Origin of the sequence: Bacteroides sp. An19 (assembly GCF_002160215.1) — a bacterium.
In the GTDB taxonomy this organism is placed as follows: Bacteria; Bacteroidota; Bacteroidia; order Bacteroidales; family Bacteroidaceae; genus Phocaeicola; species Phocaeicola intestinalis.
The window spans coordinates 42,925-68,579 of the sequence record NZ_NFKD01000016.1 but is presented as its reverse complement, the minus strand read 5'-3'; the positions used below and the strand labels follow the sequence as shown (position 1 = coordinate 68,579).

23 protein-coding genes are annotated in these 25,655 nt (G+C 45.7%); 13 read left to right on the top strand and 10 right to left on the bottom strand.

All coding sequences use genetic code 11. The annotated features are described in order from the left end of the window. Nucleotides 1–517: 517 nt before the first annotated feature. The 4 genes from B5F25_RS21635 to B5F25_RS08650 all read right to left on the bottom strand — a co-directional run bounded on the left by B5F25_RS21635 (nucleotide 518) and on the right by B5F25_RS08650 (nucleotide 3,693). Nucleotides 518–688 (bottom strand): hypothetical protein, encoded by a 171-nt coding sequence (locus B5F25_RS21635; protein ID WP_158098033.1) that lies wholly within the window; start codon nucleotides 686–688, stop codon nucleotides 518–520. 72 nt (nucleotides 689–760) lie between these two features. Next, nucleotides 761–1,912, bottom strand: coding sequence for a cytochrome d ubiquinol oxidase subunit II (gene cydB, locus B5F25_RS08660; RefSeq protein WP_087248952.1), 1,152 nt, complete (start codon nucleotides 1,910–1,912; stop codon nucleotides 761–763). Nucleotides 1,913–1,953: 41 nt separating this feature from the next. Next, complete coding sequence (locus B5F25_RS08655) at nucleotides 1,954–3,450, bottom strand: cytochrome ubiquinol oxidase subunit I (protein ID WP_087248950.1); 1,497 nt, start codon at nucleotides 3,448–3,450, stop codon at nucleotides 1,954–1,956. Between the two features lie 9 nt (nucleotides 3,451–3,459). After that, the gene (locus B5F25_RS08650; protein ID WP_022039602.1) at nucleotides 3,460–3,693 is read right to left on the bottom strand and encodes a DUF4492 domain-containing protein; all 234 of its coding nucleotides are present in this window, start codon (nucleotides 3,691–3,693) and stop codon (nucleotides 3,460–3,462) included. A gap of 150 nt (nucleotides 3,694–3,843) precedes the next feature. Here B5F25_RS08650 and B5F25_RS08645 point away from each other — a divergent pair, with 150 nt between their 5' ends. The 4 genes from B5F25_RS08645 (at nucleotide 3,844) to B5F25_RS08630 (ending at nucleotide 8,573) form a co-directional block, all read left to right on the top strand. Beyond that, a complete protein-coding gene (locus B5F25_RS08645) occupies nucleotides 3,844–5,196 on the top strand; it encodes a TolC family protein (protein ID WP_022039601.1) in 1,353 nt (450 codons plus the stop codon). A 12-nt stretch (nucleotides 5,197–5,208) separates the two neighbouring features. Next, nucleotides 5,209–6,432, top strand: a complete 1,224-nt coding sequence (locus B5F25_RS08640; protein ID WP_022039600.1) for an efflux RND transporter periplasmic adaptor subunit — start codon at nucleotides 5,209–5,211, stop codon at nucleotides 6,430–6,432. A gap of 27 nt (nucleotides 6,433–6,459) precedes the next feature. Further along, a complete protein-coding gene (locus tag B5F25_RS08635; RefSeq protein WP_022039599.1) occupies nucleotides 6,460–7,209 on the top strand; it encodes an ABC transporter ATP-binding protein in 750 nt (249 codons plus the stop codon). A gap of 143 nt (nucleotides 7,210–7,352) precedes the next feature. After that, a complete protein-coding gene (locus B5F25_RS08630; RefSeq protein ID WP_022039598.1) occupies nucleotides 7,353–8,573 on the top strand; it encodes an ABC transporter permease in 1,221 nt (406 codons plus the stop codon). Here B5F25_RS08630 and B5F25_RS21630 read toward each other — a convergent pair. After that, nucleotides 8,559–8,720 (bottom strand): hypothetical protein, encoded by a 162-nt coding sequence (locus tag B5F25_RS21630; protein WP_158098053.1) that lies wholly within the window; start codon nucleotides 8,718–8,720, stop codon nucleotides 8,559–8,561. The genes B5F25_RS08630 and B5F25_RS21630 overlap by 15 nt on opposite strands. Before the next feature lie 17 nt (nucleotides 8,721–8,737). Here B5F25_RS21630 and B5F25_RS08625 point away from each other — a divergent pair, with 17 nt between their 5' ends. The 4 genes from B5F25_RS08625 (at nucleotide 8,738) to B5F25_RS08610 (ending at nucleotide 13,423) form a co-directional block, all read left to right on the top strand. After that, complete coding sequence (locus B5F25_RS08625) at nucleotides 8,738–9,796, top strand: histidine kinase (protein WP_087208781.1); 1,059 nt, start codon at nucleotides 8,738–8,740, stop codon at nucleotides 9,794–9,796. Nucleotides 9,797–9,816: 20 nt separating this feature from the next. Further along, a complete protein-coding gene (locus tag B5F25_RS08620; RefSeq protein ID WP_022039596.1) occupies nucleotides 9,817–10,539 on the top strand; it encodes a LytTR family DNA-binding domain-containing protein in 723 nt (240 codons plus the stop codon). A gap of 510 nt (nucleotides 10,540–11,049) precedes the next feature. Then, a complete protein-coding gene (locus tag B5F25_RS08615; protein WP_022039595.1) occupies nucleotides 11,050–12,552 on the top strand; it encodes a family 10 glycosylhydrolase in 1,503 nt (500 codons plus the stop codon). A gap of 250 nt (nucleotides 12,553–12,802) precedes the next feature. After that, nucleotides 12,803–13,423 carry a porin family protein gene (locus B5F25_RS08610; protein ID WP_022039594.1) on the top strand — a complete coding sequence of 207 codons (621 nt, stop codon included), beginning with the start codon at nucleotides 12,803–12,805 and terminating at the stop codon, nucleotides 13,421–13,423. Nucleotides 13,424–13,521: 98 nt separating this feature from the next. Here the strand turns inward: B5F25_RS08610 and B5F25_RS08605 are convergent, their stop codons facing one another. The 4 genes from B5F25_RS08605 to B5F25_RS08590 form a co-directional block, all read right to left on the bottom strand. Then, nucleotides 13,522–14,295, bottom strand: coding sequence for a prephenate dehydrogenase/arogenate dehydrogenase family protein (locus B5F25_RS08605; protein ID WP_022039593.1), 774 nt, complete (start codon nucleotides 14,293–14,295; stop codon nucleotides 13,522–13,524). 115 nt (nucleotides 14,296–14,410) lie between these two features. Next, nucleotides 14,411–15,478, bottom strand: coding sequence for a bifunctional 3-deoxy-7-phosphoheptulonate synthase/chorismate mutase type II (locus B5F25_RS08600; protein ID WP_022039592.1), 1,068 nt, complete (start codon nucleotides 15,476–15,478; stop codon nucleotides 14,411–14,413). Between the two features lie 126 nt (nucleotides 15,479–15,604). Beyond that, a complete protein-coding gene (locus tag B5F25_RS08595; protein WP_087248948.1) occupies nucleotides 15,605–16,789 on the bottom strand; it encodes an aminotransferase class I/II-fold pyridoxal phosphate-dependent enzyme in 1,185 nt (394 codons plus the stop codon). Then, entirely contained in the window at nucleotides 16,764–17,606 is an 843-nt protein-coding gene (locus B5F25_RS08590; RefSeq protein WP_022039590.1) for a prephenate dehydratase, read from the bottom strand. The genes B5F25_RS08595 and B5F25_RS08590 overlap by 26 nt, the downstream gene beginning before the upstream one ends. Before the next feature lie 430 nt (nucleotides 17,607–18,036). Here B5F25_RS08590 and B5F25_RS08585 point away from each other — a divergent pair, with 430 nt between their 5' ends. From B5F25_RS08585 to B5F25_RS08575, 3 genes are all read left to right on the top strand, one after another. After that, on the top strand, nucleotides 18,037–19,215 hold the full coding sequence (locus B5F25_RS08585; protein WP_087208775.1) for a PatB family C-S lyase: 1,179 nt from the start codon (nucleotides 18,037–18,039) through the stop codon (nucleotides 19,213–19,215). A gap of 108 nt (nucleotides 19,216–19,323) precedes the next feature. Beyond that, nucleotides 19,324–20,202, top strand: coding sequence for a hypothetical protein (locus B5F25_RS08580; RefSeq protein ID WP_087248946.1), 879 nt, complete (start codon nucleotides 19,324–19,326; stop codon nucleotides 20,200–20,202). Nucleotides 20,203–20,248: 46 nt separating this feature from the next. Beyond that, the gene (locus tag B5F25_RS08575) at nucleotides 20,249–22,207 is read left to right on the top strand and encodes a biosynthetic peptidoglycan transglycosylase (protein ID WP_087248944.1); all 1,959 of its coding nucleotides are present in this window, start codon (nucleotides 20,249–20,251) and stop codon (nucleotides 22,205–22,207) included. Nucleotides 22,208–22,528: 321 nt separating this feature from the next. Here B5F25_RS08575 and B5F25_RS08570 read toward each other — a convergent pair whose 3' ends face one another. After that, nucleotides 22,529–23,503 carry an ROK family protein gene (locus B5F25_RS08570; RefSeq protein ID WP_087248942.1) on the bottom strand — a complete coding sequence of 325 codons (975 nt, stop codon included), beginning with the start codon at nucleotides 23,501–23,503 and terminating at the stop codon, nucleotides 22,529–22,531. A gap of 160 nt (nucleotides 23,504–23,663) precedes the next feature. Here B5F25_RS08570 and B5F25_RS08565 point away from each other — a divergent pair, with 160 nt between their 5' ends. After that, nucleotides 23,664–24,383, top strand: a complete 720-nt coding sequence (locus tag B5F25_RS08565) for an ABC transporter ATP-binding protein (protein ID WP_022039062.1) — start codon at nucleotides 23,664–23,666, stop codon at nucleotides 24,381–24,383. Nucleotides 24,384–24,391: 8 nt separating this feature from the next. Then, complete coding sequence (locus tag B5F25_RS08560) at nucleotides 24,392–25,642, top strand: ABC transporter permease (RefSeq protein ID WP_087248940.1); 1,251 nt, start codon at nucleotides 24,392–24,394, stop codon at nucleotides 25,640–25,642. Nucleotides 25,643–25,655: the final 13 nt, after the last annotated feature.

Genomic DNA, 25,655 nt, shown 5'->3' with positions numbered 1-25,655 from the left:
ATCAAAGATCTTGCTCACCAGGGACTTACACAACCTTTTCAGGTGGCGTCCCTTTCGGAAAGCGAGTGCAAAGGTACGCCTTTTTACCGAAACTGCAAGAAACTGGAGAACTTTTTTTGTAACTTTTTTCATGTGAAATATGCAAAATGCTGATATTCACAGATATATAGGGGAATATTTACACCTGGAAAAAACTTAGTAAGAATAACAATACTCCTTATTATATATAACAACAGAAAACCGAGCATGAAAAGAGCAAAGAAAAAACAAGATTATAAACATTGACGCCGATGCAATATCAAATACAGCACCGGCGTTAATGCAACTACTTGTTCTCTTCAACGAAATTAGATGCATCGTAATATAAAACCAAATGAATGTCCGCAAACAGCCAATACATACCCCTGAAAAATGAATATATACTGCATACGCGGTTGAATATATACTGCATCGGCCTACGAATATATACTGCATCGGCAAATGCAGTACTACTGCGTTTCCAACTCAGCCAGATTAACTAAGAAGCTGTTTTGAATTTCTCCAAAAAGTTTTTCTTGGCTTGATGTATCCGTTTTCGTGTGTGCTTTGGGCGATTTTTTGGCCCTTTTCGCTCCTGTTCTTCGTCAGATAGCCCGCTATCTTCCTCATCACAGAAGCGAAAATGCCTCAAAAACTCATCCCAAATCATCGCACGATAAATTCAAAACAGCTTCTAATTGCAGATATAAAATTATAGTTGATGCATAATTCATCCCACCTATCAATAAGCATGACCATCCTCCTTCAGTTCATCGGAAGTAATTGGCTTTCGATCTATCGCTCTCCAGGCATATATGATATAAGCCAATACAAACGGGACCAAAATTGAAACATAAGCCATCGTTTTTAGTGTAAACTGGCTGGAACAGCTATTTGCTAAAGTTAATGAACTTTGCAAATCAGCGGTAGAAGGATAATATGCCGTATGGTTATATCCTACGCTCAACAGTAAAGCCAATACAGTCAATACTGTACCGACACCTGCAAACCAAATACCTTTGGTGTAGGTTTGCGACAAAATACTCCTAATCAAACCCAACAACACACTTACCACACCTACCAAGAACAAGCCGAAAAGCAAAGGCATTGCCAGCAAATTATGCCAATATTTAAACGGCTCCATCACAATAATTTGAGTTACAGGATCCACCGCAAACCCATCTTTCAACAATGTGCGAATTACAAATGCCAAAAAGAAAATCAGAAAAGGAACAGCATCTGTAATCAACTGACGACGACAACGCGGTATCAGCTTTTCATCACGGATATTGTTGATAAAATACAAATTACCCAACAAGCGTGCCAAAAAGAACACCGCTAAGCCCAAAATAATGTTCCAAGGATCACCAAATGCATCCAATCCATGCCATCCATTCGCCCAATGGCTAATAACCGGCATCATATTATCGGTCATGTTTGCTTTATCGACAATAAAATTCGAACCATTGAAGAAAGTAGCCACAGCTGCTCCCAGCAACACCGGTCCCACCACTCCATTAATAACCAAGAAATATTGATAAGCGCGCTTCCCCAACAGATTGCCTAATTTCGATTGGAATTCATACGAAACAGCTTGTAAAACGAAGCTGAACAAAATAATCATCCATAACCAGTATGCTCCCCCGAAACTCGTACTATAAAACAAAGGAAATGAAGCAAAAAACGCTCCCCCAAAAGTCACTAATGTAGTAAAAGTAAACTCCCACTTACGTCCGGTAGAGTTGACCAGCAACGTACGCTCTTCATCAGTACGTCCCAACCGGAACAACAAAGAATTTCCTCCCTGGACGAACAGTAAAAATACCAACAGGGCTCCCAACAACGAAACCAAGAACCACCAATAATTTTGTAAGAATAGATATGTAGAATCCATAATGAATTATTTTTATGAGTTAATCCGTATTAACTATGCATTCATGCCTCTTCGGGACCCTTTTGAATAGCTTTCAGCATGATGCCGATTTCAGCAATCAACAATACCGTAAAAAGTATCAAAAATATAAAGAAAGTAGTCTGGACCGAACCAGTTTCCAATCTGGATATGGCCGCATTTACCGGAAGCAAATCTTGAATTGTCCAAGGCTGGCGACCGACTTCGGCCACAATCCATCCCGCCTGACCGGCAAGATAAGCCAACGGAATGCTTGCCAAAGCAACATAATGCAACCAATTTACTTTCGACAACTTCCGTTTCCACGCAAGAAACAATATCAACGCAAAAAAAGCAATGAAATACATTCCCAGTCCTACCATTACGCGGAAAGCCCAAAACGAAAGCCAGACATTAGGTACCAGATCGTTAGGGTCATCAATATACCCGTAACCGAAATACTTCATATTCTCATCAATGACCTGACGTGCCGCTTCCATTGTAACTTGGTCACCTTCCTGCTTCGCTTCACGATAATCCGACAAGGCAGCTATGGCCTTTTTCCCGTTCTTCATTTTCTCCACGACCGAAAGCGCTTTTGTACTGTCTGGCAAAGCATATCCTCCCAAAAGTATATTGTTAATACCCGGCACATAACCGTCAAAATCATGCGTAGCCAGATAAGACAACATCAATGGAATCTTGATATCGCCCACCACCGTCAAAGGTTCGCGTGTGCCTCCATCATACAAAGCTTCCATAGCAGCCAGCTTCATCGGTTGGCATTGAGCCACTTGATATGCCGACTTATCTCCAGTCATCGCCGTTACCAACGAAGCAAACAGACCAACTACAGCAGCCACCTTCATACTTGCAATGGCAAACTCTTTTTCCCGTTTGCGCAACAAAAACCAGGCACTGACTCCAATCACAAACACTGCTCCTAACATCCAACTGCTAAGGACGGTATGAAAAAACTTAGTCACTGCTACTGGCGAAAAAGCAACAGCCACGAAATCAACCATCTCATTCCGCACCGTATCCGGGTTGAAAGCCATGCCTACCGGATATTGCATCCATGAGTTTGCCACCAAAATCCACCATGCCGAAAAAGTTGCTCCCAATCCCGTAAGCCAGGTAGAAGCCAAGTGAAATTTCTTACTGACTTTGTTCCATCCGAAAAACATAACAGCCACAAATGTAGCCTCCATAAAAAACGCCACAATACCTTCTATCGCCAATGGAGCCCCAAAGATATCTCCTACAAACCAAGAATAATTACTCCAGTTAGTACCAAACTGGAATTCCAAAATCAATCCGGTAGCCACTCCCACCGCAAAATTAATTCCAAACAGCTTCATCCAGAATTTGGCTGTCCGCTTCCAAAACTCATTCCCTGAAATGACAAACAGGGTTTCCATCAATCCCATTATCACAGCCAATCCCAATGTGAGGGGCACAAACAGCCAATGATACATGGCGGTCAAGGCAAACTGTGCTCTTGACCAGTCAATCATCGAGGTGTCAATACTTGCTAACATACGTCTATCTTATTTAGTTAATGAATTATCCACCGAACGGTTCACCAGTTCCATCCCGACATAATCCTGCTTTTCCTCGGGACTCTTCCCTTTCAAGAACGACGGAAAGAAAAACAACTTCAGAATAAAGAACATAATGAAAAGTTTTATCAGAATCAACACCCACAATGTGCGCCCTATGGTCATCGAACGAAAACCATCCCGATAAAACGTCCAAACTCGAAGAATCTGTCTTTTAATCATAATATAGTTTTATAATGATTACAAAGAAAAACCTTTTATCGGTAAAATGCAAGTCTTTATCCGTAGAATTTATCCGTTAATCTATATCATTTGTTCCTTTTCCCAGTGATTCATACATTTGCATACATCAAAACCAAACAAATAACATTTATGAAACTACGAACGGCTTGCATATATACGATTCTATCAGCTGCCCTTCCTCTTTACGCACAAGAAAACTCGAACGGAAAAGAATGGACACTGCAAGAATGCATAAACTATGCACTTGAAAAAAACATCCAATTGCAACAAAACAAGATTTCGCTACAAGAAAGCGAAATTGACATCAAGGATGCACGCGCCAGCCTATTCCCAAGTCTGTCATTCAGCACAGGACACAACGTGGTAAACCGGCCTTACCAAGAACAAAGCAACACGGTTAGCGGAACAGAAATTATCAGCAGCGACGAAAAGACCACATACAACGGCAATTACAGCCTAAATGCACAATGGACGCTGTGGAATGGAGGACAGAGACTAAATAATCTGAAACAACAGAAAACCAACCGCGACATTGCCCGCCTGACCGTCTCAGAAACCGAAAACACCTTGCAAGAACAGATAACACAACTTTTCATCCAGATTCTTTATGCTGATGAATCTATCCAAATAAACAGAAGCACATTGGAAGTAAGCAAAGCCACCTACAAACGAGGACAAGAACTGTTTGCCGAAGGAAGCCTTTCGAAAGCCGATCTGGCACAACTGGAAGCTCAAGTAAGCGATGACCAATACCAACTTGTCACTGCAGAAAGTACGTGGAGAAACTATAAACTGCAACTGAAACAATTACTGGAACTGGACGGTAGTGAAGAATTCAACCTGGTCCTCCCCGAACTGAATGAGGAAAACATTCTGAAAATGTTGCCCAGTCAAACCGATGTCTACCAAGCAGCCATGGCAATACGTCCTGAAATCCAAAGCAGCAGGCTAAGCATAGAAAACGCCAAACTAGGCATATCGGCCGCCAAGGCAGGTTACTATCCTACCATCAGCCTGTCAGCATCCAGTTCGAGTACGACCAACAGTGCCAGCACAAACAACTGGGCGCAACAAATGAAATACGGCTGGAATAACATGATAGGAATCAGTCTCAGCATTCCTATTTTCGACAATCGCCAAAACAAAAGTAACGTACAGAAAGCACGTTTACAGTACAACACCAGCCAACTAGACTTGATAAACAAACAAAAAGAACTATACAGTACCATTGAGGGGCTGTGGTTGGATGCCTTAAATGCACAACAGCAATATGTTGCTGCCGAAACCAAAGTGAAAAGCAGCCAAACCAGCTTCGACATGGTAAACGAACAATTCAATTTGGGCATGAAAAATACCGTGGAACTACTCACAGAGAAAAACAACCTGCTAAGTGCCAAACAGCAATTGGTACAAGCCAAATACATGGCGATACTTAACCGGACACTTCTGAACTTTTATGCAGGAAACAATATCGAACTATAAAAAACAAGCAATATGAAGAAGAAAAAAACATGGATTATAGCAGCAATCGCCATCGTAGTGATTATTGCAGTATGCTGGACCTTAAGCGGAACGAAAGCCAATAGCCAAGTCGATTTCGTAACCGAAAAAACACGGACAGGCAGTGTCAGCAACTCTATCACGGCTACAGGAACCATTGAGCCAGTCACTGAAGTAGAAGTGGGTACGCAAGTATCCGGCATTATTGACAAGATCTATGTAGACTACAACTCGATAGTCAAGCAAGGAGAAATCATCGCTGAAATGGACAAGGTTACACTTCTAAGTGATTTACAATCAGCACAAGCTACTTATAACGGTGCAAAAGCCGAATACGAATACCAAAAAAAACTGTATGAACGCAACAAGACCTTGCATGAAAAGCAACTGATCAGCGATACCGACTACGAACTATCCACTTACGACTATCAACGTGCCGCAAGCAGCTACGAGCAAGCAGAAGCCGAACTGGCAAAAGCCGAAAGAAACTTATCGTATGCCACCATCACATCACCGATAAACGGAATAGTCACCAGCAAAGATGTAGAAGAAGGACAAACCGTAGCTTCCGGATTCGAGACCCCCACTCTTTTTACCATTGCTGCAGACCTGACCCAAATGCAGGTAGTAGCCGATGTGGATGAAGCAGACATTGCAGGAGTAGCAGACAGTGCACGAGTTACCTTCACCGTCGACGCCTACCCCAACGATGTATTCGAGGGAAAAGTGAAACAAGTACGCCTGGGCAGCGTGAACAGCAGTTCCAGCAGTTCTTCGTCATCTAGCAGCGAATCAACGGTAGTGACCTACGAAGTTGTTATCACAGCCGACAATCCCGACTTGAAACTGAAGCCACGCCTCACCGCCAATGTCACTATTTACACCTTGACACACGACAACGTGCTGACCGTTCCTGCCAAAGCCTTGCGCTTCACTCCGAATAAGGATATTGCAGGAGGACGCGCCATCCAAGACTGTGCCGGCGAACACAAAGTATGGACGTTAGAAAACAACACATTCGTAGCACATCCGGTAAAAACCGGCATTAGCGACGGTGCATACACAGAAGTGGAAGGCATTGACGAAGGCACGGAAGTAGTAACCGAAGCCACCGTAAAAAGTGAAATGCCCGAAATGAACGGAAGCAGTGAAGGCAGCGAACGCAGCCCGTTTATGCCAGGGCCTCCGGGAAGTGACAAGAAAAAAGACAAAAAATAAACGGATGCAACGTAATTCTTTCAAAAAATGAGCAAAACAGTCATTGAATTACAAAATATTAAGCGTAACTTTGTGGTGGGAGATGAAATTGTCCACGCATTGCGCGGTATTTCGTTCAAGATATGTGAAGGAGAGTTTGTTACCATCATGGGGACATCCGGCTCCGGCAAATCAACCTTGCTGAATACCTTGGGATGCCTTGACACACCCACCAGTGGCGAATATTATCTGGACGGAATTTCAGTGCGCACAATGAGTAAATCACAACGTGCCATTCTGCGCAACCGGAAAATCGGGTTTGTATTCCAAAACTACAACCTGCTTCCGAAAACGACTGCAGTCGCTAACGTGGAACTTCCGCTGATGTATAATCCCGCGGTAAGTGCAGCCGAACGAAAAAGAAGAGCCGTGGAAGCATTGATTGCCGTAGGACTGGGAGACCGTCTGGAGCACAAATCGAACCAGATGTCAGGCGGACAAATGCAACGAGTAGCTATAGCACGCGCCTTGGTCAACAATCCGGCAGTCATCCTCGCTGATGAAGCAACCGGTAACCTTGACACTCGGACATCCTTCGAAATCCTGGTGCTGTTTCAGAAACTACACGCGGAAGGACGAACCATCATCTTTGTCACGCATAACCCGGACTTGTCGCAATACAGTAGCCGCAACATCCGCCTGCGCGACGGACACGTAATAGAAGACACCATAAATCAACGCGTCCTATCAGCAGCCGAGGCACTTGCTGCACTACCCAAAAACGATGATGATGCATAAACAAACGATTTTCGCCAATAGTTTCGGGCTACGAAAGCATAAAAGTCCGTGTCCAGGCACATGTCTGGAAGTATAAAAAAATATTTCCGACAAGCCCATAAACGAGTTTAAAACAAAGTAAACACGAGAAAGAATTTATAAAAATGAACGGAACAAACCTATTCAAAATAGCGCTTCGGGCATTGGCAAACAACAAGCTCCGTGCTTTCCTCACCATGCTGGGCATTATCATCGGTGTGGCATCGGTAATTGCCATGCTTGCCATCGGACAAGGTTCGAAACGAAGTATCCAGCAGCAGATTTCGGAAATGGGTTCGAACATGATCATGATTCATCCCGGAGCCGAAATGCGCGGCGGCGTACGCCAAGACCCATCAGCCATGCAGACACTGAAACTGGAAAACTACGAAAAACTGCGTGACGAATGCATCTATCTTGCCGCCATCAGCCCCAATGTATCTTCATCGGGACAACTCATCGCCGGTTCGAACAACTACCCGTCTTCTGTAACAGGATGTAGCAATGATTATTTAGAAATACGTCAACTCACGGTAGAACAAGGCGAAGCATTCAGCGACAACGACATACGGACAGCTGCAAAAGTCTGCATCATAGGGAAGACCATAGTAGACAACCTGTTTCCCGACGGAACGGACCCCATTGGTAAAATCATCCGTTGCAACAAGATTCCGCTCCGCGTTATCGGCGTCTTGAAATCAAAAGGATATAACTCGATGGGACAAGACCAGGACGATATCGTACTGTCACCTTACACCACCGTAATGAAACGCTTGCTGGCACAAACCTACTTGAGCGGCATATTTGCTTCTGCACTGACCGAAGACATGACCCAAGAAGCAGTAGACGAAATCACTACTGTCTTGCGCCGCGAACACAAGCTGAAAAGCACCGACGATGACGACTTTACCATCCGTACCCAGCAGGAACTCAGTTCGATGCTGAATACCACTACAGACCTGATGACCACCCTGCTTGCCTGTATTGCCGGTATTTCACTGGTAGTAGGAGGTATCGGAATCATGAATATCATGTATGTGTCGGTAACCGAGCGCACCCGCGAAATCGGGCTGCGCATGTCGGTCGGCGCACGAGGCATAGACATTCTTTCGCAATTTCTCATCGAATCCGTTCTCATCAGCATCACAGGAGGACTGATTGGTGTCATATTGGGATGCGGAGCCAGCTTCGTCATCAAGACGGTAGCCCACTGGCCCGTGTTCATCCAACCGTGGAGCGTACTGCTCTCGTTCGCGGTCTGCACGTTGACAGGTGTATTTTTTGGTTGGTATCCGGCAAAGAAAGCCGCCGACCTTGACCCGATAGAGGCTTTACGCTACGAGTGATTCATTTATTTTGATTTTAGCCCGAGCTTGTGAAAGTTCGTCTAAAATAACTTTGTTCTTCATAACTTTGGTTTCTTTATCCGGCTGCCCAAGGAGTTCATCCCGGCAGCCGGATTTTTCGAAATCTTGCCCATCATCTTTGTTCATTTAATTACAAAAGCACCATGAAACAAACCACCGACATACCCCGCCGAACCTTGGAGATACTGATACATATTATCTGCTGGGGACTTTTTTTTGCTTTCCCGATTTTCTTCGCCCAACGCACCAACGGCACAATCAACTGGAAAGAATTCATGCACCACAGCATCTTCCCCACCTCGGCATTCTTCATCTTTTACCTCAACTATTTTCTGTTAATACCCTATCTTCTCTTCCGGGAACGTTCAAAACAGTTCCTGTTGACCAACTTTGTCATCATCGCTATCATGACCTTGGGACAACGTTACCTGAATAACTTGATTGCACCACCTCCTCCCGACTTGAACCGCCCGATTCCTCCACAATACATCTTTTATCTTCGCGACATGGCAGGCCTCATCTTCTCAACAGGACTGAGTGTTGCCATCCGCATGAGCATCCGTTGGAGCCAAGCTGAAGCCGAACGGCAAGAAGCGGTAAAAAGCCGCACCGAAGCCGAACTGAAAAACCTCCGCAACCAACTGAATCCTCACTTCCTGCTGAACACCTTAAATAATATCTATGCACTGATTGCCTTCGATACAGACAAAGCTCAACAAGCTGTACAGGAACTGAGCAAACTACTGCGATATGTGCTCTACGACAATCAGCAAATGTTCGTACCGCTAATAAAGGAAATCGACTTCATCCGGAATTACATTGAACTGATGCGCATACGCGTTTCCCCACAGGTAACGATAGAAACCGAATTCCACATCAAGCCGGAAAGCCAGACTCCCATTGCACCGCTCATTTTCATTTCCTTAATAGAAAATGCATTCAAGCACGGCATATCTCCTACCCATCCCAGCTTCATCTCCATCACCATCACAGAAACAGATGAAGAAATATGCTGTACCATACGCAACAGCAATTACCCGAAAACCCGTACAGACAAAAGCGGGTCTGGCATCGGGCTGGAACAGGTAAGCAAACGCCTGGAGCTGATTTATCCCGGACGTTACCAATGGGAACGACACGTGTCACACGATGGCAAAGAATATCTGTCCTCTATCAGCATCCGGCCATTTCACTCTGTATAACTCTAAAAATAGAAACTAACATGAACTTACGTTGCGCTATCATCGACGATGAACCTCTGGCATTAGGACTGCTGGAAAGTTATGTAAAAAAGACCCCTGTACTGACTCTATGCGGTACATACTCAAGTGCCATCCAGGCAATGAAGTCATTGCCCGAACATCCGGTCGACCTTTTGTTTCTCGACATCCAAATGCCCGATCTGAACGGACTGGAATTTTCACGTATGGTATCCGATACTACCCGCATCATCTTCACCACGGCATTCAATCAATATGCCATCGACGGCTATCGGGTAAATGCACTCGACTACCTACTGAAACCCATCAGCTATGCCGACTTCATGGAAGCTGTCAACAAAGCCATCCACTGGTTCGAACTCCAACAAAAAGCCGAAACTGCTTTCTCTTCCGCACAAGCCGAAAAATACATTTATGTAAAAAGCGATTACAAACTGATACAAATAGAACTAAGCAAGATTTTATACATCGAAGGCTTGAAAGACTACATTAAAATCCATGTAGAAGGAACAGACAAACCCATCCTGTCACTCATCAGCATGAGAGCCATGGAAGAAAAGCTGCCGGCAAGCCAGTTCATACGGGTTCACCGCTCATTTATCGTCCAAAAGCAGAAAATAAAAATAATCGACAAAGGACGCATTGTCTTCGGAAAAGATTACATTCCGATCTCTGATAGTTATAAGCAAGAGCTCCAAAACTATGTTAACGAACATATTGTTTAAACTTGTTCTCGTTTTTAATCTTCTTTAACGCCCTATAAGTGCGTTTTTCTTTTGATAAGTTTGCCGCTTCTAAATATAAGGCTTATATTTGCCGTGTACATAATAACAACAGAAGTTGTGAAACTTCTTATTGAATAGTTTAGTTAAGTCTAGTTTAGTTTTTGTGTTGTGATACTCCAACCATTAGAGAATGGCTGGAGTATCTTTTTTCGTGGGTCTCAGAGACTTGGAGAAAAGGTACTTTAACAGTTTGTTTCCACGGGCGGCAATATTTATTAGTCATTTTTTAGTCGAAAACTTAGTCCGATAATCCAATCCGCATGGCCGCCTTACTTGTAAGATTATTAATCTTCACGCCGAAAGATTATTAATCTTCACGCTGTAAGATTAATAATCTTACAAACGATGCAGCTATATTGCGGAGTATTATTTTTCCGAAATCCATCCGTATTTGGGAGAGTTTCTTTATCTTTGTTCCCCGACTAAAAACATTGAAACGAAAAGACAATAATGAAAGCGAAATTTTTCTTGGCGGCTTGCCTCTTCTGCCTGTGCTTCTGGCAGGCAATGACGGCACAGAATGCTTATCCGAAGCGTGAGTTCCGCGGAGCATGGATACAATGTGTAAACGGACAGTTTCAGGGGATGCCTGCACGGACCATGCAGACTGTATTGGTGAACCAACTTGACAAGCTGAAGGAGGCGGGCATCAACGCCATTATCTTTCAGGTACGGGCAGAGTGCGATGCACTTTATCGTTCATCATACGAACCGTGGAGCCGCTTCCTGACCGGTGTACAGGGCCAGGCACCCACTCCGATGTGGGATCCTTTGCAATTCATGATAGACGAGTGCCACAAGCGAGGCATGGAGCTTCATGCGTGGATTAATCCGTACCGGGCACAGACCAAGGGCACGACGGCGCTTTCTCCGCTTCATCCCTATAATAAATATCCCAATCTTTTCGTACGCTATGCGGGTCAGCTGTATTTCGACCCCGGACAGCCCGAGTCACGCAAGTACATTTGCCGCATTGTGCGTGACATTGTCTCGCGTTACGACATAGACGCCATCCACATGGACGATTATTTTTATCCCTATCCGGTGAACGGCATGGACTTTCCGGATAACGTCAGCTTTGCGGCATATGGAAGGGGCTTTACAAACAAGGCAGACTGGAGGCGCGATAATGTGAACGTATTGATAAAAGAGATTCACGAGACCGTACGCCAGTGCAAGCCGTGGGTGAAGTTCGGCGTATCGCCTTTCGGTATCTACCGCAACAAGAAATCAGACCCGAACGGAAGCAATACGAACGGGCTTCAGAACTACGATGACCTGTATGCCGATGTACTGTTGTGGGTGAACAACGGCTGGGTGGATTACAACATCCCGCAGGTATATTGGGAAATCGGGCATCCGGCGGCAGACTATGACACCTTGGTGCGCTGGTGGGCGAAGCATTCGGCGGCACGTCCGTTGTATATCGGTCAAGACGTAATGCGTACGGTTTCGAATGCTGATATAAAGAATCCTCGTCTGAACCAGATGCCGGCAAAGTATCAGTTGCAGCGCTCGCTTCCTGCCATCGGAGGAAGTTGCCAGTGGTATGCCGCCGCTGTGGTGGACAATCCGGGTAATTATCGCGACATGCTGGAAAAGGTTTATCACAAATATCCTGCCCTCCAGCCCCGTTATCCGTTTATGGACGACAAGGCTCCGAAAAAGGTGCGCAAGGTGAAGCCGGTATGGACCGAAGACGGATACATTCTGTTCTGGACGGCTCCGAAAGCCAAAGACGTGATGGATGAAGCGGTGCAATACGTGGTGTACCGCTTCGGGAATAAGGAAGATGTCAACCTGAAAGACCCTTCGCACATCGTAGCCATTACGCGCGATTGCTTCTATAAGCTTCCGTATGAGGACGGGAAGACAAAGTACCGCTATGTAGTGACTGCCCTCGACCGCTTGCAGAACGAATCGAAGGCGGTGAAGAAGAAAGTTAAATTATAGTCCTTAATTTGTTCCGGATAGTATCGTTTTATGTTGCGATGGTTATTAAAAAAGGCTTTTAGGCAGACTCTATGTTTGGAAAAGTTTGTATATTCCGTAAAATTTTCTAACTTTGTCTTAGTTTAATTTGCTGGAAGTGGGCTTTCTGTTCTTATCTAAAGGGAGCCATCCCTTCGCTTTCCGGCAAAAGAGATTATAAATGAGTTTCGGTCTGTTAAGGGAAGGGCCATGACTTAAAAAGAAAAGAGCTATGAAAAAGTTAGTGTTAACCGTATTGTTCGGAATGATTGCCTTGGTTGGTTTTTCACAAGTACGTTGGGATGCCCAGTTTGGCGTGAACTTCAGTAACATGACGAAGATGGACGATTCGAAAGCATTGCCTGGCTTTAATTTAGGTATCGGTATGGATTACAGCATCACGGATATGTGGTCGTTTAAGTCGGGGGTGATGTTTTCTTCCAAAGGATGGAAATATAAAGAGGATGGATACAAGGATACGTATCGTCCTGTTTATTTGGAAATACCGCTGATGGGAGCTTGGAAAACAAACATTACAGATAATGTTAAATTTGTTGTAAACGCAGGTCCTTATCTTGCTATCGGGCTTGGTGGAAAGAATAAGGAACATTGGGATAGTGGAGAAGATACTAAACTTTTTTCGGGAGAAGATGGACGTGATGCAATAATGAATCGCTTTGATCTTGGATTGCAATACGGAATTGGTTTTGAATTGGCAGACCGCTATCTGATTAATTTAACGGGACAGAACGGATTTATTTGTCCATTTAATGGTGACGTAATTGATGAAGATGGTGATAAAATTTCTCCAAAGAACATGAGTTTTGCTATTTCGGTAGGCTATATTTTCTGATAATTCAAACAATGTATAAATGTGCAAATGTGCTAATACGGAATTGGCACATTTGCACATTCTTATATTAGCACATTCTTTATTTTCACATTTCCACATTACTTTATATGTCCTCGAATCTTTTCCAGATAGGCACGCATCCTCCCGGCGTCTTTTTTGCTGATGATGTCCAGCAGCTCGTTCAGTTCGGTGCGGATGCCTTCCACGTGTGCCGGGGTGCGGGGATTGAACAGGATTTCCTGTAACAGGTAATCGTCTTCGCTCAATACGCCTTTGGCGATAGCCATGTGACGTTTGAATGTGGTGCCCGGCGCATCCTGGTGCTTCATCACCGCTGCAAAGGCGAAGGTAGACACAAACGGGATGGAAAGCGAGTATGCCATGGTCTCGTCGTGCTCCTCGAACGTATATTCGAAGATGTTCAAGCCCAGGCGTTGATACAGGTCTTTAAAGAATATCTTGCCCAGATGGTCGCCTTCCTTGATAATGATGGCGTTCTCCGAACTCAGTTGGTCTAAGTTGGCAAAGGTCGGTCCGAACATCGGGTGGGTAGATACATAACGGAATCCGCATTGCTCGTAGAACGCCTGCAGGTCGGTCTTGACCGAAGCGATATCGCTGATGATGCAATCCTTGGGCAAGAACGGCATTACCTGGTTGAAGGCTTGAAGGGTGTATTTTACGGTTACGGCGTTGATGACCAGTTCGGGACGGAAAGCCTCGATTTCTTCTTCTTTCGTAAACCGGTAGCAATTGTACATGAAGCGCAACCGCTTCGGGTCGGTTTCGAATACAGCCACTTCGTGCTCAAAGCTCAATACATCGGTAAAGAAGGAGCCCATTTTACCGGCTCCCAATATCAGAATCTTCATCTTTTTTATTTACGATTTACTATTTACGATTTAGCGATTTATCATTTAGTAATTTGTGTCTCATTCTTGTTGAAGCCCTAAATTGTAAATAGTAAATCGCTAAATCGTAAATCTTTTATTTATTAATGATTTCCAGTTGTTGGCGCACGCTTTCTTCGTGGATGGCTTCGAATACGGTCTTTACGAATTCGGGATCCATGCCGCAGAGGCTTCCCTGCGCTCCGCGCTTGTCGAGGATTTCGTTGTAACGTCCGGTCTGCAGGACGGTCATGTTGTGTTCCTTCTTGAACGTACCGATTTCGCGGCATACACGCATACGTTTTGCCAAAATCTCCATCAGGTTATTGTCGCACTCGTCTATCTGCTGGCGCAATTCGTGCAGGCTTTCGGTGGTCTGGTGTTCCTTGCGGATAACCAGCAGGTTGAGGATGTAGTCGAGTACATCGGGCGTGACTTGCTGCGAAGCGTCGCTCCAAGCGCTGTCCGGATTGCAGTGCGATTCTACGATGAGTCCGTCAAAACCTAAGTCCATGGCCTGCTGGCAGAGCGGGGCAATCAGTTCACGTTTGCCTCCGATGTGGCTCGGGTCGCACAGGATGGGCAGAGCCGGGATGCGGCGGCGCAATTCGATGGGGATATGCCATTGAGGCAAGTTACGGTAGATTTTCTTGTCGTACGAAGAAAAGCCGCGGTGGATAGCTGCCAGACGTTTCAGCCCTGCGGCGTTGATGCGTTCCAGTGCGCCAATCCATAACTCCAAGTCAGGATTAACAGGGTTCTTTACCAATACCGGGATATCCACGCCTTTCAGCGCGTCGGCTATCTCCTGTACGGCAAAGGGGTTTGCCGAGGTGCGTGCGCCAATCCACAGGATATCGATGCCAGCTTTCAGGCATTCGTACACGTGTTTGGCAGTAGCTACTTCGGTAGCTACATACATGCCGGTTTCCTTCTTCACGTTCTTCAGCCAAGCCAGCCCTTCCACGCCGATTCCTTCGAAGCCTCCGGGTTTGGTGCGTGGCTTCCAGATGCCTGCACGGAAGATTTTGACTCCTTTGTTGGCAAGTTGGGTTGCGGTTGACATCACTTGTTCTTCTGTTTCTGCACTGCAGGGGCCTGCAATGACAACGGGACGTTCTTTCGATACGCCTTCCAGTTCGATGGGTTGTAATTCGAGTTCCATATCTTTTGAATTTTTTGAGTTCGTAAGTTTAAGTTTGCTAAAACGCAGATTAACGCAGATTTTTATTGTTACAGAAAATGCAGAACTTTAAATTATTATCTGTGAAAATCTGCGTTTCATATCTGATTACATGATCGCTTGAATCCGTTTGAGCGCTTCCGCCAGCTTCTCGTCTTTGGCGCAGAGCGAGATGCGGATATACCGCTTGCCGTTGCTTCCGAAGATGAATCCGGGGGTGATGAATACACGGGCTTCGTGCAATACCTTTTCGGTCAGGTCTTCTACATCGGCATACGTGTCGGGGATTTTCCCCCACAGGAACATGCCTACTTGTTCGGGGTCGAACGTGCAACCCAAGGCGTGCATGATTTCCTCTGCCAGCTTCCGGCGGCGAAAGTACACGTTATAGTTGGCTTCCTCGTGCCATTCCGCGCTGTTCCGGTATGCTTGCGCTGCGGCAAGCTGCAAGGGGCGGAACGTGCCCGAGTCGATGTTGCTCTTTATCTTCAGTATCCATTGGATGAATGTGGCATTTGTGGCAATCATACCTACACGCCAGCCCGGCATGTTGTGGCTTTTGCTCATCGAGTTGAACTCGATGCAGCACTCTTTCGCCCCTTCAATGTTCAGGATGCTGATGGGCTTGCGGTTCAGAATGAAGCTGTACGGGTTGTCGTTTACTATCACGATGTTGTGCCGGCGTGCGAAGTCTACCAGCTTTTGATACAGTTCCAAGGTGGCATTGGCTCCGGTGGGCATGTTCGGATAATTGGTCCACATAATCTTCACGCGGCTCAGGTCCATCCGTTCCAGTTCGTCGAAGTCAGGTTGCCAGTGATTGTCTTCTCTGAGTGTATAGTTGACGATTTCGCTTCCCAGTATCTTGTTCAGGGATGTATAGGTAGGATAACCCGGATTGGGCACCAATACCTGATCGCCCGGATTCACCAAAGCCAGTGTCACGTGCAGGATGCCTTCCTTCGAGCCGATAAGCGGCTGGATTTCGGTATCCGGATTCAGGTCTACATCGTACCAGCGCTTGTACCAGTCTGCCATGGCACGGCGCAGTTCAGGGATGCCCACGGTAGGCTGATAGCCGTGCGCGTCGGGTTTCTTGGCGTTCTCGCACAACACGTTGATGGTTTCTTCCGAAGGCGGCATGTCAGGGCTTCCGATGCCCAGGCTGATGACGTCTTTTCCTTCGGCATTCATGCGTGCCACTTCTTTCAGCTTGCGGCTGAAATAATATTCGCTTACATTCGCCAGCCGGTCGGCAGGCTGGATGTTATAAAGTTGATTCTCCTTCTGCATATTCTCCTAATATTTTAAGTGCTTTGGTAAGCGGGGTTACGGCATCAATAGCTTGTTTATATCTCAGATAGTCGGTGAACATTACATCGACGTAGAACATGTATTCCCATTCGCGTCCGATGATGGGCAGCGACTGTATCTTGGTCAGGTTGATTTTATAGAACGAGAAGATAGACAAAACTTGCGAGAGGCTTCCTTCGTTATGGGGAAGAGAGAAAACGATACTCGACTTGTTCAGCTTCGGGCGTTCGCGTAAATCATCGGCTATCCAAGGGTCGCATACCACGAGAAAGCGGGTGAAGTTGTGTTTATTAGTTTCGATACCTTCTTGCAGGATTTTCATGCCATAGAGTTCGGCAGCATATTTCGAACAAATGGCAGCATGACCTTTCAGCCCTTTTTCTTTGATGTCTCGTGCACTGGCTGCGGTATCTTCGGTTTCTACTACTTTCAGCTGCGGATGGTGTTGCAGGAAGTCTCGGCATTGCGCCAGTGCTACAGGATGCGAGTTGACTTCGGTCAGTGTGCCCCAGTCTTCGCCGGGCAGGCACATAATGCTGTGGCTGATGCGCAATTTGTGTTCGCCTATGATGGTGGCTCCGCTATCACGAAGCAATTCATAGTTATGGAGCAGGCTACCCGCAATGGTATTTTCGATTGCCACCACTCCGAGGACGCTGTCGTCTTGCTTCATTTCGGCAAACACTTCTTCGAATGTGTTGCAACAAATCAGTTCGATGGTTTCGTCCTTAAAGTATTTGTGGGCCGCAATGTCGTGATACGAGCCCAAGACTCCTTGTATGGCTACTTTTTTCATTTTCAAAATGCTTTAAATAAAAAAAATCCCGTCTTCGTTTCGGAAGCGGGATTTCGTATCATTTTTTAGTTTGGTTTTCTCTCTTGTTTGTTATCGTTTAACGTATGCATACAAACTCCCGCTTCACTTCATTGCTAAAGTAAAAGTAATAAAAGAAAAAGAAGAAGTATGTAGCAAATGTTTTCATACGTTTGTTTTGTTAGTTTGTTAGCTTTCTGGGTGCAAATGTAATACTTTTCTTTAAAAAACAAACAATTTATGAACTTTTTCTTGAAATAATTTTGGAGATAATCAGAATCGGCTACCTTTGTGAGCTGTTTTCGGGGAAGATTTGACACTGATTGATATCGGTGTCTGACCAATCGGTAAACGAACTTTCCTAACGTTTGATTTCTAGTCTTTATAATGGCTGATACCTAACATATACCGTATGATTTATAATTTTGATGAACAAATAGACCGTCGCGGCACGGATGCCGAGAAGATAGACGGCATGAGAGCAATTTGGGGAAGAAGTGATTTAATTCCGATGTGGGTGGCAGATATGGATTTTGCTACTCCTTCTTTTGTAGTTGATGCCATACGCCGGCGTTGTGAGTGTCCGGTGTTAGGATATACCGCAAAACCGGACAGTTATTATCAGGCTATTATCCGTTGGGTGAAGGCACGCTATGGTATGGAGGTGAAACAAAGCCAGCTTCATTATGTACCAGGTATTGTACCAGGGCTGGGGATGGCACTCAATGCCTTTACCCGTCCGGGCGATAAAGTGTTGATTATGCCTCCTGTCTATCATCCTTTTGCCTGGCTGGTGACCCGTAACCGGCGCGAATTGATTACGTGTCCGCTGGTATTGAAAGACGGACATTACCGGATGGACTTGGAACTGTTTCGCCGGTTGGCGAAAGACATAAAAGTATTTATCTTATGCAATCCTCATAACCCGGGAGGCGTGGTATGGACACGTAAGGAACTGGAAGCCATAGCGGCTATCTGTGCCGAAAACAATGTACTGGTATTCTCTGATGAGATACATGCCGACCTTACGCTTCCTCCCTACAAGCATGTGCCTTTTGCACTTATTTCGGAAGAAGCCCGTGAACATTCGGTTACGTTTATGGCTCCAAGTAAGGCTTTTAATATGCCGGGCTTAGCGGCTTCGCATGTCATCATATATAATAAGGAATTATTGAACCGTTTTCATACTTACGTGGAGGCAGGCGAACTGGATATGGGACACGTTTTTGCTTTCCTTGCAGTAGAGGCAGCCTATTCGCACGGCACGGAGTGGCTGGAACAATGTATCGCCTATATCCAAGGTAATATCGATTATGTAGACGAATGTCTGAAAACGCATATGCCCAAGATAAAGGCTATGCGTCCGATGGCATCCTACTTAATTTGGCTGGATTGCCGGGAACTTGGTTTACCGCAAAAAGAATTGAATGCTTTTTTTGTAGAAAAGGCTGGGCTGGCATTGAACGATGGAGAAATGTTCGGCAAAGAAGGCATTGGTTTCATGCGGATGAACGTAGGCTGTCCACGTGCTGTAGTAGAACGGGCGATGAAACAACTGGAAGCGGCATATCGCGGGTTACCAATTGCCTGAAATCCCTATCACAAATAGGAAAGTCCCTACCAATGTGTGGGGACTTTCTGTTGCAGGAGGAATTTTATCCTCCTATTTTTGTATCAAGAAATTTAAACCGTTACCCATATGAAGACAAAAAAATGTATATGGAGCCTGCTCCTTGTCATCTGTTGCCTGACATCATCGGCCATGGCTTCCGGATTGGGGGATATCCGCATCAATGCCCGCTTCCTTACCGACCGGATGGCGTTTGAACTGAATTTGACCCAAACACAGTACAACGATCTGTACGAGGTCAATTACGACTTTTTTCATTGCGTCGACCCGTATGTAGCCGCTATGGCACGTTCGGAGTCATATGCGCTTGATGCTTATTATCGTTATCTGGACGAACGGAACGATGACTTGCGCTGGATTTTGTCCAGTGCCGAGTATGTGCGGTTTATGGCATTGGATTATTTTTTCCGTCCGGTTTATGCGATGAACAATATCTGTTATCTGCGTGTTTACAAAATGTACCCCAATCGTACGTTCTTTTATTTCGACCGTCCGGCACACTACTTGACTTATTGTGGGGCACATAGCCGGCACCATTGTGGCGGAAGAAGTTTTTATCAGAAACGTTACCCAAGGGTGTACCATCATGCGATATATCGAGGAGATTTCCGTTGTCGTCCCGATAATAGGAAGCACGATTTTATGGCAAGGCGTCCATCCTCTGGACCCGGTTATCATTTTACCCCTGCGCATCGTCCTCCGCATCCGGCAATGAGTCCGGAGAAGCCCCACAGACCTGCGCATCGTCCGGACATCCGGCCTTCTCATCCGGCTAAACCACATCCCCGGCGTCCGAATGTAAAACCATCACGGACGGATAAACCCGGCAAACATCCGATAGCCAAGCCTGTACATCCGAACCGTAAACCACAGGCACGTCCGCGTTCGGAACGTCCGGAACGGAATGTATCAAAAGAAAGAGGCAACAGACTCTTGCACAGAACCTGAGGATGATGTATTTTTGTGGGTGATTAGTTGACAAGATACCCAGAATATGATGATATTGAAGCGAATCGGTATAGTGATAGTCTTGCTCGCGATATTTTCGGGAGCAGGACTTTTTTTGTTCCGTGGCACTTTGCTGCGTCATGTGGTAAAGGGAAAGATAGAAACTTATTCGGACCGTTATGGACTTCGGATAGCGTATGCTTCGTTAAAGATGCCTTCACTTGCTACGGTCCGGGTAGAAGGGGTAAGTGTGGTTCCTTTGCATCGGGATACGTTGTTGAAACTCCGTTCGGCAGAAGTTGAGCTCGAACTCTTACCTTTGTTGCAGGGAAATTTGTCGGTAAAAAGCATGCATACCGATGGCTTGACGTGCCGGTTTGTCAAATGCGGAGGTAAATCGAATTACGATTTGTTCTTTCAGCGTATACCACAGGAGCCGCGTGGGCAGGAAACAGAAGATGTTGTTCCTATCGGTTATGCCAGGCGGGTAGAACAAGCGTTGGGAGCATTGTTTCGTTTGCTCCCCGAAGATGCTACGCTTCGTCACACTACGTTTATGGGTGAGCGTGATTCACTTCAGACCGTTTTTATGATTCCGGACCTTGTATTGGAAGACCGGAAATTTGTTTCTGAAATCGCAGTATCGGAAGAGAAGATGAACGGGAAATGGCGAGTAGCAGGTACACTTGACTGCAAGACGCGCCTGATAGAAGGAAGTATTGCTTCGGCTGAATCCGGAAAGCGTATCGTGGTGCCTTATATTCTTCCGCATTACCAGACGTTTGTGGCATTCGACTCAGTGGCATTCAGTATGAAACAGGAACCGTTTTCGGCCGGCAATCAAACTCTTACCGGATATACCGAAGTGGGTGGGCTGGAAATACATCACAAGGCTTTGTCGCCCGACACGATTGGATTAGACAAGGGAGAAGTAGAATATATGGTACATGTCGGTGAACGTGCGTTCGAGTTGGATAGTGCTACTACCGTCCGTTTCAACCGCCTTTCGTTTCATCCTTTCGTGCGTGCCGACAAGACCGACAGATGGCACTTCACAGCATCTGTTCATCGTCCTTCTTTCCCGGCACAAGATTTGTTTGCTTCTCTTCCTTCTGCCCTGTTCAGTCATTTGCGGGGCTTGGAGGTAGAAGGAGAATTGAGTTATGACCTGAATGCCGATGTGGATTTCAACTGTCTTGACAGTTTGAAATTTTCTTCCAATCTTCGTGGGCACGGATTTCGTATTCATCGTATGGGGACTACCGACTTGTCACGGATGAGTACGGAGTTCGAGTATACGGCTTACGAGCACGACACCCCTGTGCGTACATTTGCCATTGGCCCGTCAAATCCTCATTTCCGTCCGCTTTCGTGCATTTCCCCTTTGCTTCAGATGGCAGTGATGCAATCCGAGGACGGTAGTTTTTATTATCACGATGGCTTTTATCCCGGTGCTATCCAAGAGGCATTGGCATATGATTTACAAAAAGGAGGGTTTGCCCGTGGAGGCAGTTCCATTACGATGCAGTTGGTAAAAAATGTTTTTCTGAATCGCCATAAGAATATTGCACGCAAGCTGGAAGAAGCCTTGATAGTCTGGCTTATCGAGTCGCAGCATCTCACCTCGAAAGAACGTATGTACGAAGTTTATCTGAATATTATCGAATGGGGACCGTTGGTATATGGGGCGGCCGAGGCAAGCCGTTTTTATTTCGAAAAAGAACCGTCTGAGCTGACGGTCAGTGAAGCTATTTTCCTGGCATCCATCATTCCACGGCCGAAACATTTCCGTTCGGTGTTTAATCCTGATGCCACATTGCGTGAAAATCAGTTGGGATATTATCGTGTCATTGCCCGGCGTCTTGCGGTCAAAGGACTGATGACGGAAGAGGAGGCTGAAGCATTTGTGCCTGATGTACAAATCAGAGGGGAGGCCCGTCAGCTGGTGCTTCAGCCAGACACACTGATATCGCCGGTACATGCTACTGCATGGGAGGCTGAATGAATATAGCTGCATCGTACGACGGATATAGCTGCCTTGCTTGTAAGATTATTAATCTTCATGCCGAAAGATTATTAATCTTCACGCTGTAAGATTAATAATCTTACAAACAATGCAGTTATATTGCGAAAAAGCCAATGTCTTGCTTGTCATGCCGGATGTGTAATCCGGCGTAATTGAAAAAGCTGATTTGCAACCCTGCGTGACACTGGAAACAGGCTTTGTTCTACTATAAGTTGTAATTGTAAGGATCTAAAATTAAAGCCGGACGATACATCACGTACCATCCGGATTTGATTGTTTTTTGTCGTTTATACCGACTTGTTAGTTTTCTTTTACTTCCCATCCCAAAGCGCTGGCGCCTAATACGGCTGCATCAGCATCTTTCAGTTGAGAAAGAAGTATTTTTGTTTTGCCTTTGAAGATGTTCAGCACATTGTCTTCCATAGCTTTCTGGATAGGCTTCATGATGTAATCGCCCGATTTGGCCAATCCTCCGAACAGGATGATGGCTTCAGGGCTGGAGAAAGCAATGAAATTAGCCAGCGCACGGCCCAATATGTCGCCCGTGAACTCAAAAATATCTTGAGCCAGCTTGTCGCCTTTTACGGCTGCATCATAAACGTCTTTCGATTGGATTTCTTCGGCCGGGACATTGCGCAGCAGGCTGGGCTCGGAACGTGCTACCAGAAATTCGCGTGCCGTACGTGCCACACCGGTTGCTGAACAATAAGTCTCCAGACATCCTTTACGGCCGCATCCGCAGATACGTCCTTCCTTGTCTACGATGACGTGACCCAGTTCGCCTGCGAATCCATCGTGACCGTATACCAGTTGTCCATTAATGACAATACCGCTTCCTACGCCTGTACCTAAAGTAATCATGATAAAGTCTTTCATACCGCGTGCGGCTCCATAGGTCATTTCACCGATGGCAGCTGCATTGGCATCGTTGGTCAGGGCAGTAGGAATACCCAGACGTTCTTCGAACATGGCAGCCAGGGGGATGATGCCTTTCCATGGCAGGTTAGGCGCAAATTCGATAGTGCCACTATAATAATTGCCGTTGGGCGCACCTACACCCATCCCTTTGATTTTGTCGGAACCTCCGAATTGTTCCAATAACGGACGCATCCGCTCGCATACGGCATCGACGTAATCTTCTACTTTTTCAAATTGGTGTGTCTTGATAGAATCGGAAGCCAGTACGGTTCCGCGTGAATCAACAATACCGAACACGGTGTTTGTTCCACCGATGTCCATACCTACTACGTAGGGTTTTTCCATATTTGTTGCCATGACATTAAATCGTTTAAAGGTTAGTTATGAGAACAAAAGTAAGCAATCGGGCACAACGGAGCAAATTTTTAATGAATTTATTTAAGCTGTTGCGTAACTTTTTATATCTTAGCAGCGTCTAAAGGGCATAAAAACGAAAGAAAAACCAAAGTTTTACATTATGATACAACTAAAGGATATCAATAAAACTTACCACAACGGAGCTCCGCTTCATGTGTTGAAAGGCATTGATTTGACTATCGGGAAGGGAGAATTTGTTTCTATTATGGGAGCTTCAGGTTCGGGAAAATCCACCTTATTAAATATATTGGGCATTCTTGACAATTATGATTCGGGTGAATATTACCTGAATGATGTGCTTATCAAAAATCTGAGCGAGACGCGTGCAGCCGAATACCGCAACCGGATGATCGGGTTTATTTTTCAATCGTTCAACTTGATTTCGTTCAAGAATGCCATGGAGAACGTGGCCCTACCGCTTTTCTACCAAGGTGTGAACCGAAAGAAACGGAACGAACTGGCTATGGAATACCTCGACAAGCTGGGACTGAAAGAGTGGGCACACCATATGCCCAACGAACTTTCGGGCGGGCAAAAGCAACGTGTGGCCATTGCGCGTGCTTTGATATCGAAGCCGCAGATTATTTTGGCTGATGAACCTACCGGTGCACTGGACAGCAAGACTTCGGTGGAAGTGATGAATATCTTGAAAGACCTGCATGACCGGGAGGGACTGACCATCGTGGTGGTGACGCACGAGAGTGGCGTGGCCAACCAGACGAACAAGATAATCCATATCAAAGACGGCGTCATTGAACGTATTGAAGACAACATTGACCATAACGCTTCACCTTTCGGACAAAATGGTTTCATGAAATAAGTAATCTTATGGTAGACTTAATACAAGAAATATATGGCACCATTATGCGTAATAAATTGCGCACGGCTCTGACGGGCTTTTCGGTGGCATGGGGGATATTTATGCTTATTGTGTTGCTGGGTGCAGGCAACGGACTGATACATGCCTTCGAAGGACAATCGGAAGATATGCTAATGAACTCGATGAAAATCTATCCGGGATATACTTCAAAGCCGTTTCAAGGCATGCAGGAAGGAAGAAGCATTTCACTGGATAACCGTGACCGGGAGTTGAGTGCTACGGCTTTTCCCGAACATGTCATTGCTACGGGGGCTACGGTGAGCCAGAGCGATGTCACTCTAACCTATGGCAAAGAGTTTTTAAGCATAGGGGTGGATGGGGTATTTCCCAATTATCCAGAACTGGAAGCAATGAAACTGAAAGAAGGGCGTTTCATCAACGAACGCGATATGGCAGAACGCCGCAAAGTGATGATTCTCCATGAAAAGACTGTAGGAATGCTTTTTCCGCAAGGACATGCAATAGGAAAATACGTCAATGCCAGTGGAGTCGGTTATCAGATAGTCGGGGTCTATAAGGACCAGAATAGCTTCTCGCCTACTGCGCTTGTACCTTTTACTACCTTACAGACGGTGTACAGTAAGGGAGACAGTATTGACAACATTATGTTTACCACCAAGGGCTTGACAAACGAAGCCGACAATGATGCTTTCGAAGCCGACTATCGCCGTATGCTGGGAAGCCAGAAACAATTCGACCCGTCTGACGACAGTGCCATTTGGATATGGAACCGCTTCACGCAATACCTTCAGCAGCAGACTGCCACAAAGATCTTGCATATAGCCATTTGGGTAATCGGAATTTTTACTTTATTAAGCGGCATTGTGGGCGTGAGCAACATTATGCTGATAACGGTACGCGAACGTACGCACGAGTTCGGTATTCGTAAGGCGTTGGGAGCAAAGCCTTTGTCTATTCTCCGGCTGATTATTTCAGAAAGTGTGACCATTACGACTTTTTTCGGATACCTTGGCATGGTAGCAGGTATAGCGGTGACCGAGTATATGAACATGGTGGCAGGTAAGCAGACCATGGATATGGGAGTGTTTTCAATGACTTTCTTTGAAAATCCGACGGTCGACCTTTCCATTGCCATTGAAGCTACTTTGACATTGATTATTGCAGGAACATTAGCTGGACTTTTTCCTGCATTGAAAGCTGTAAAAATCCGTCCGATAGAGGCATTGAGGGCAGACTAGTACATTGACAAGA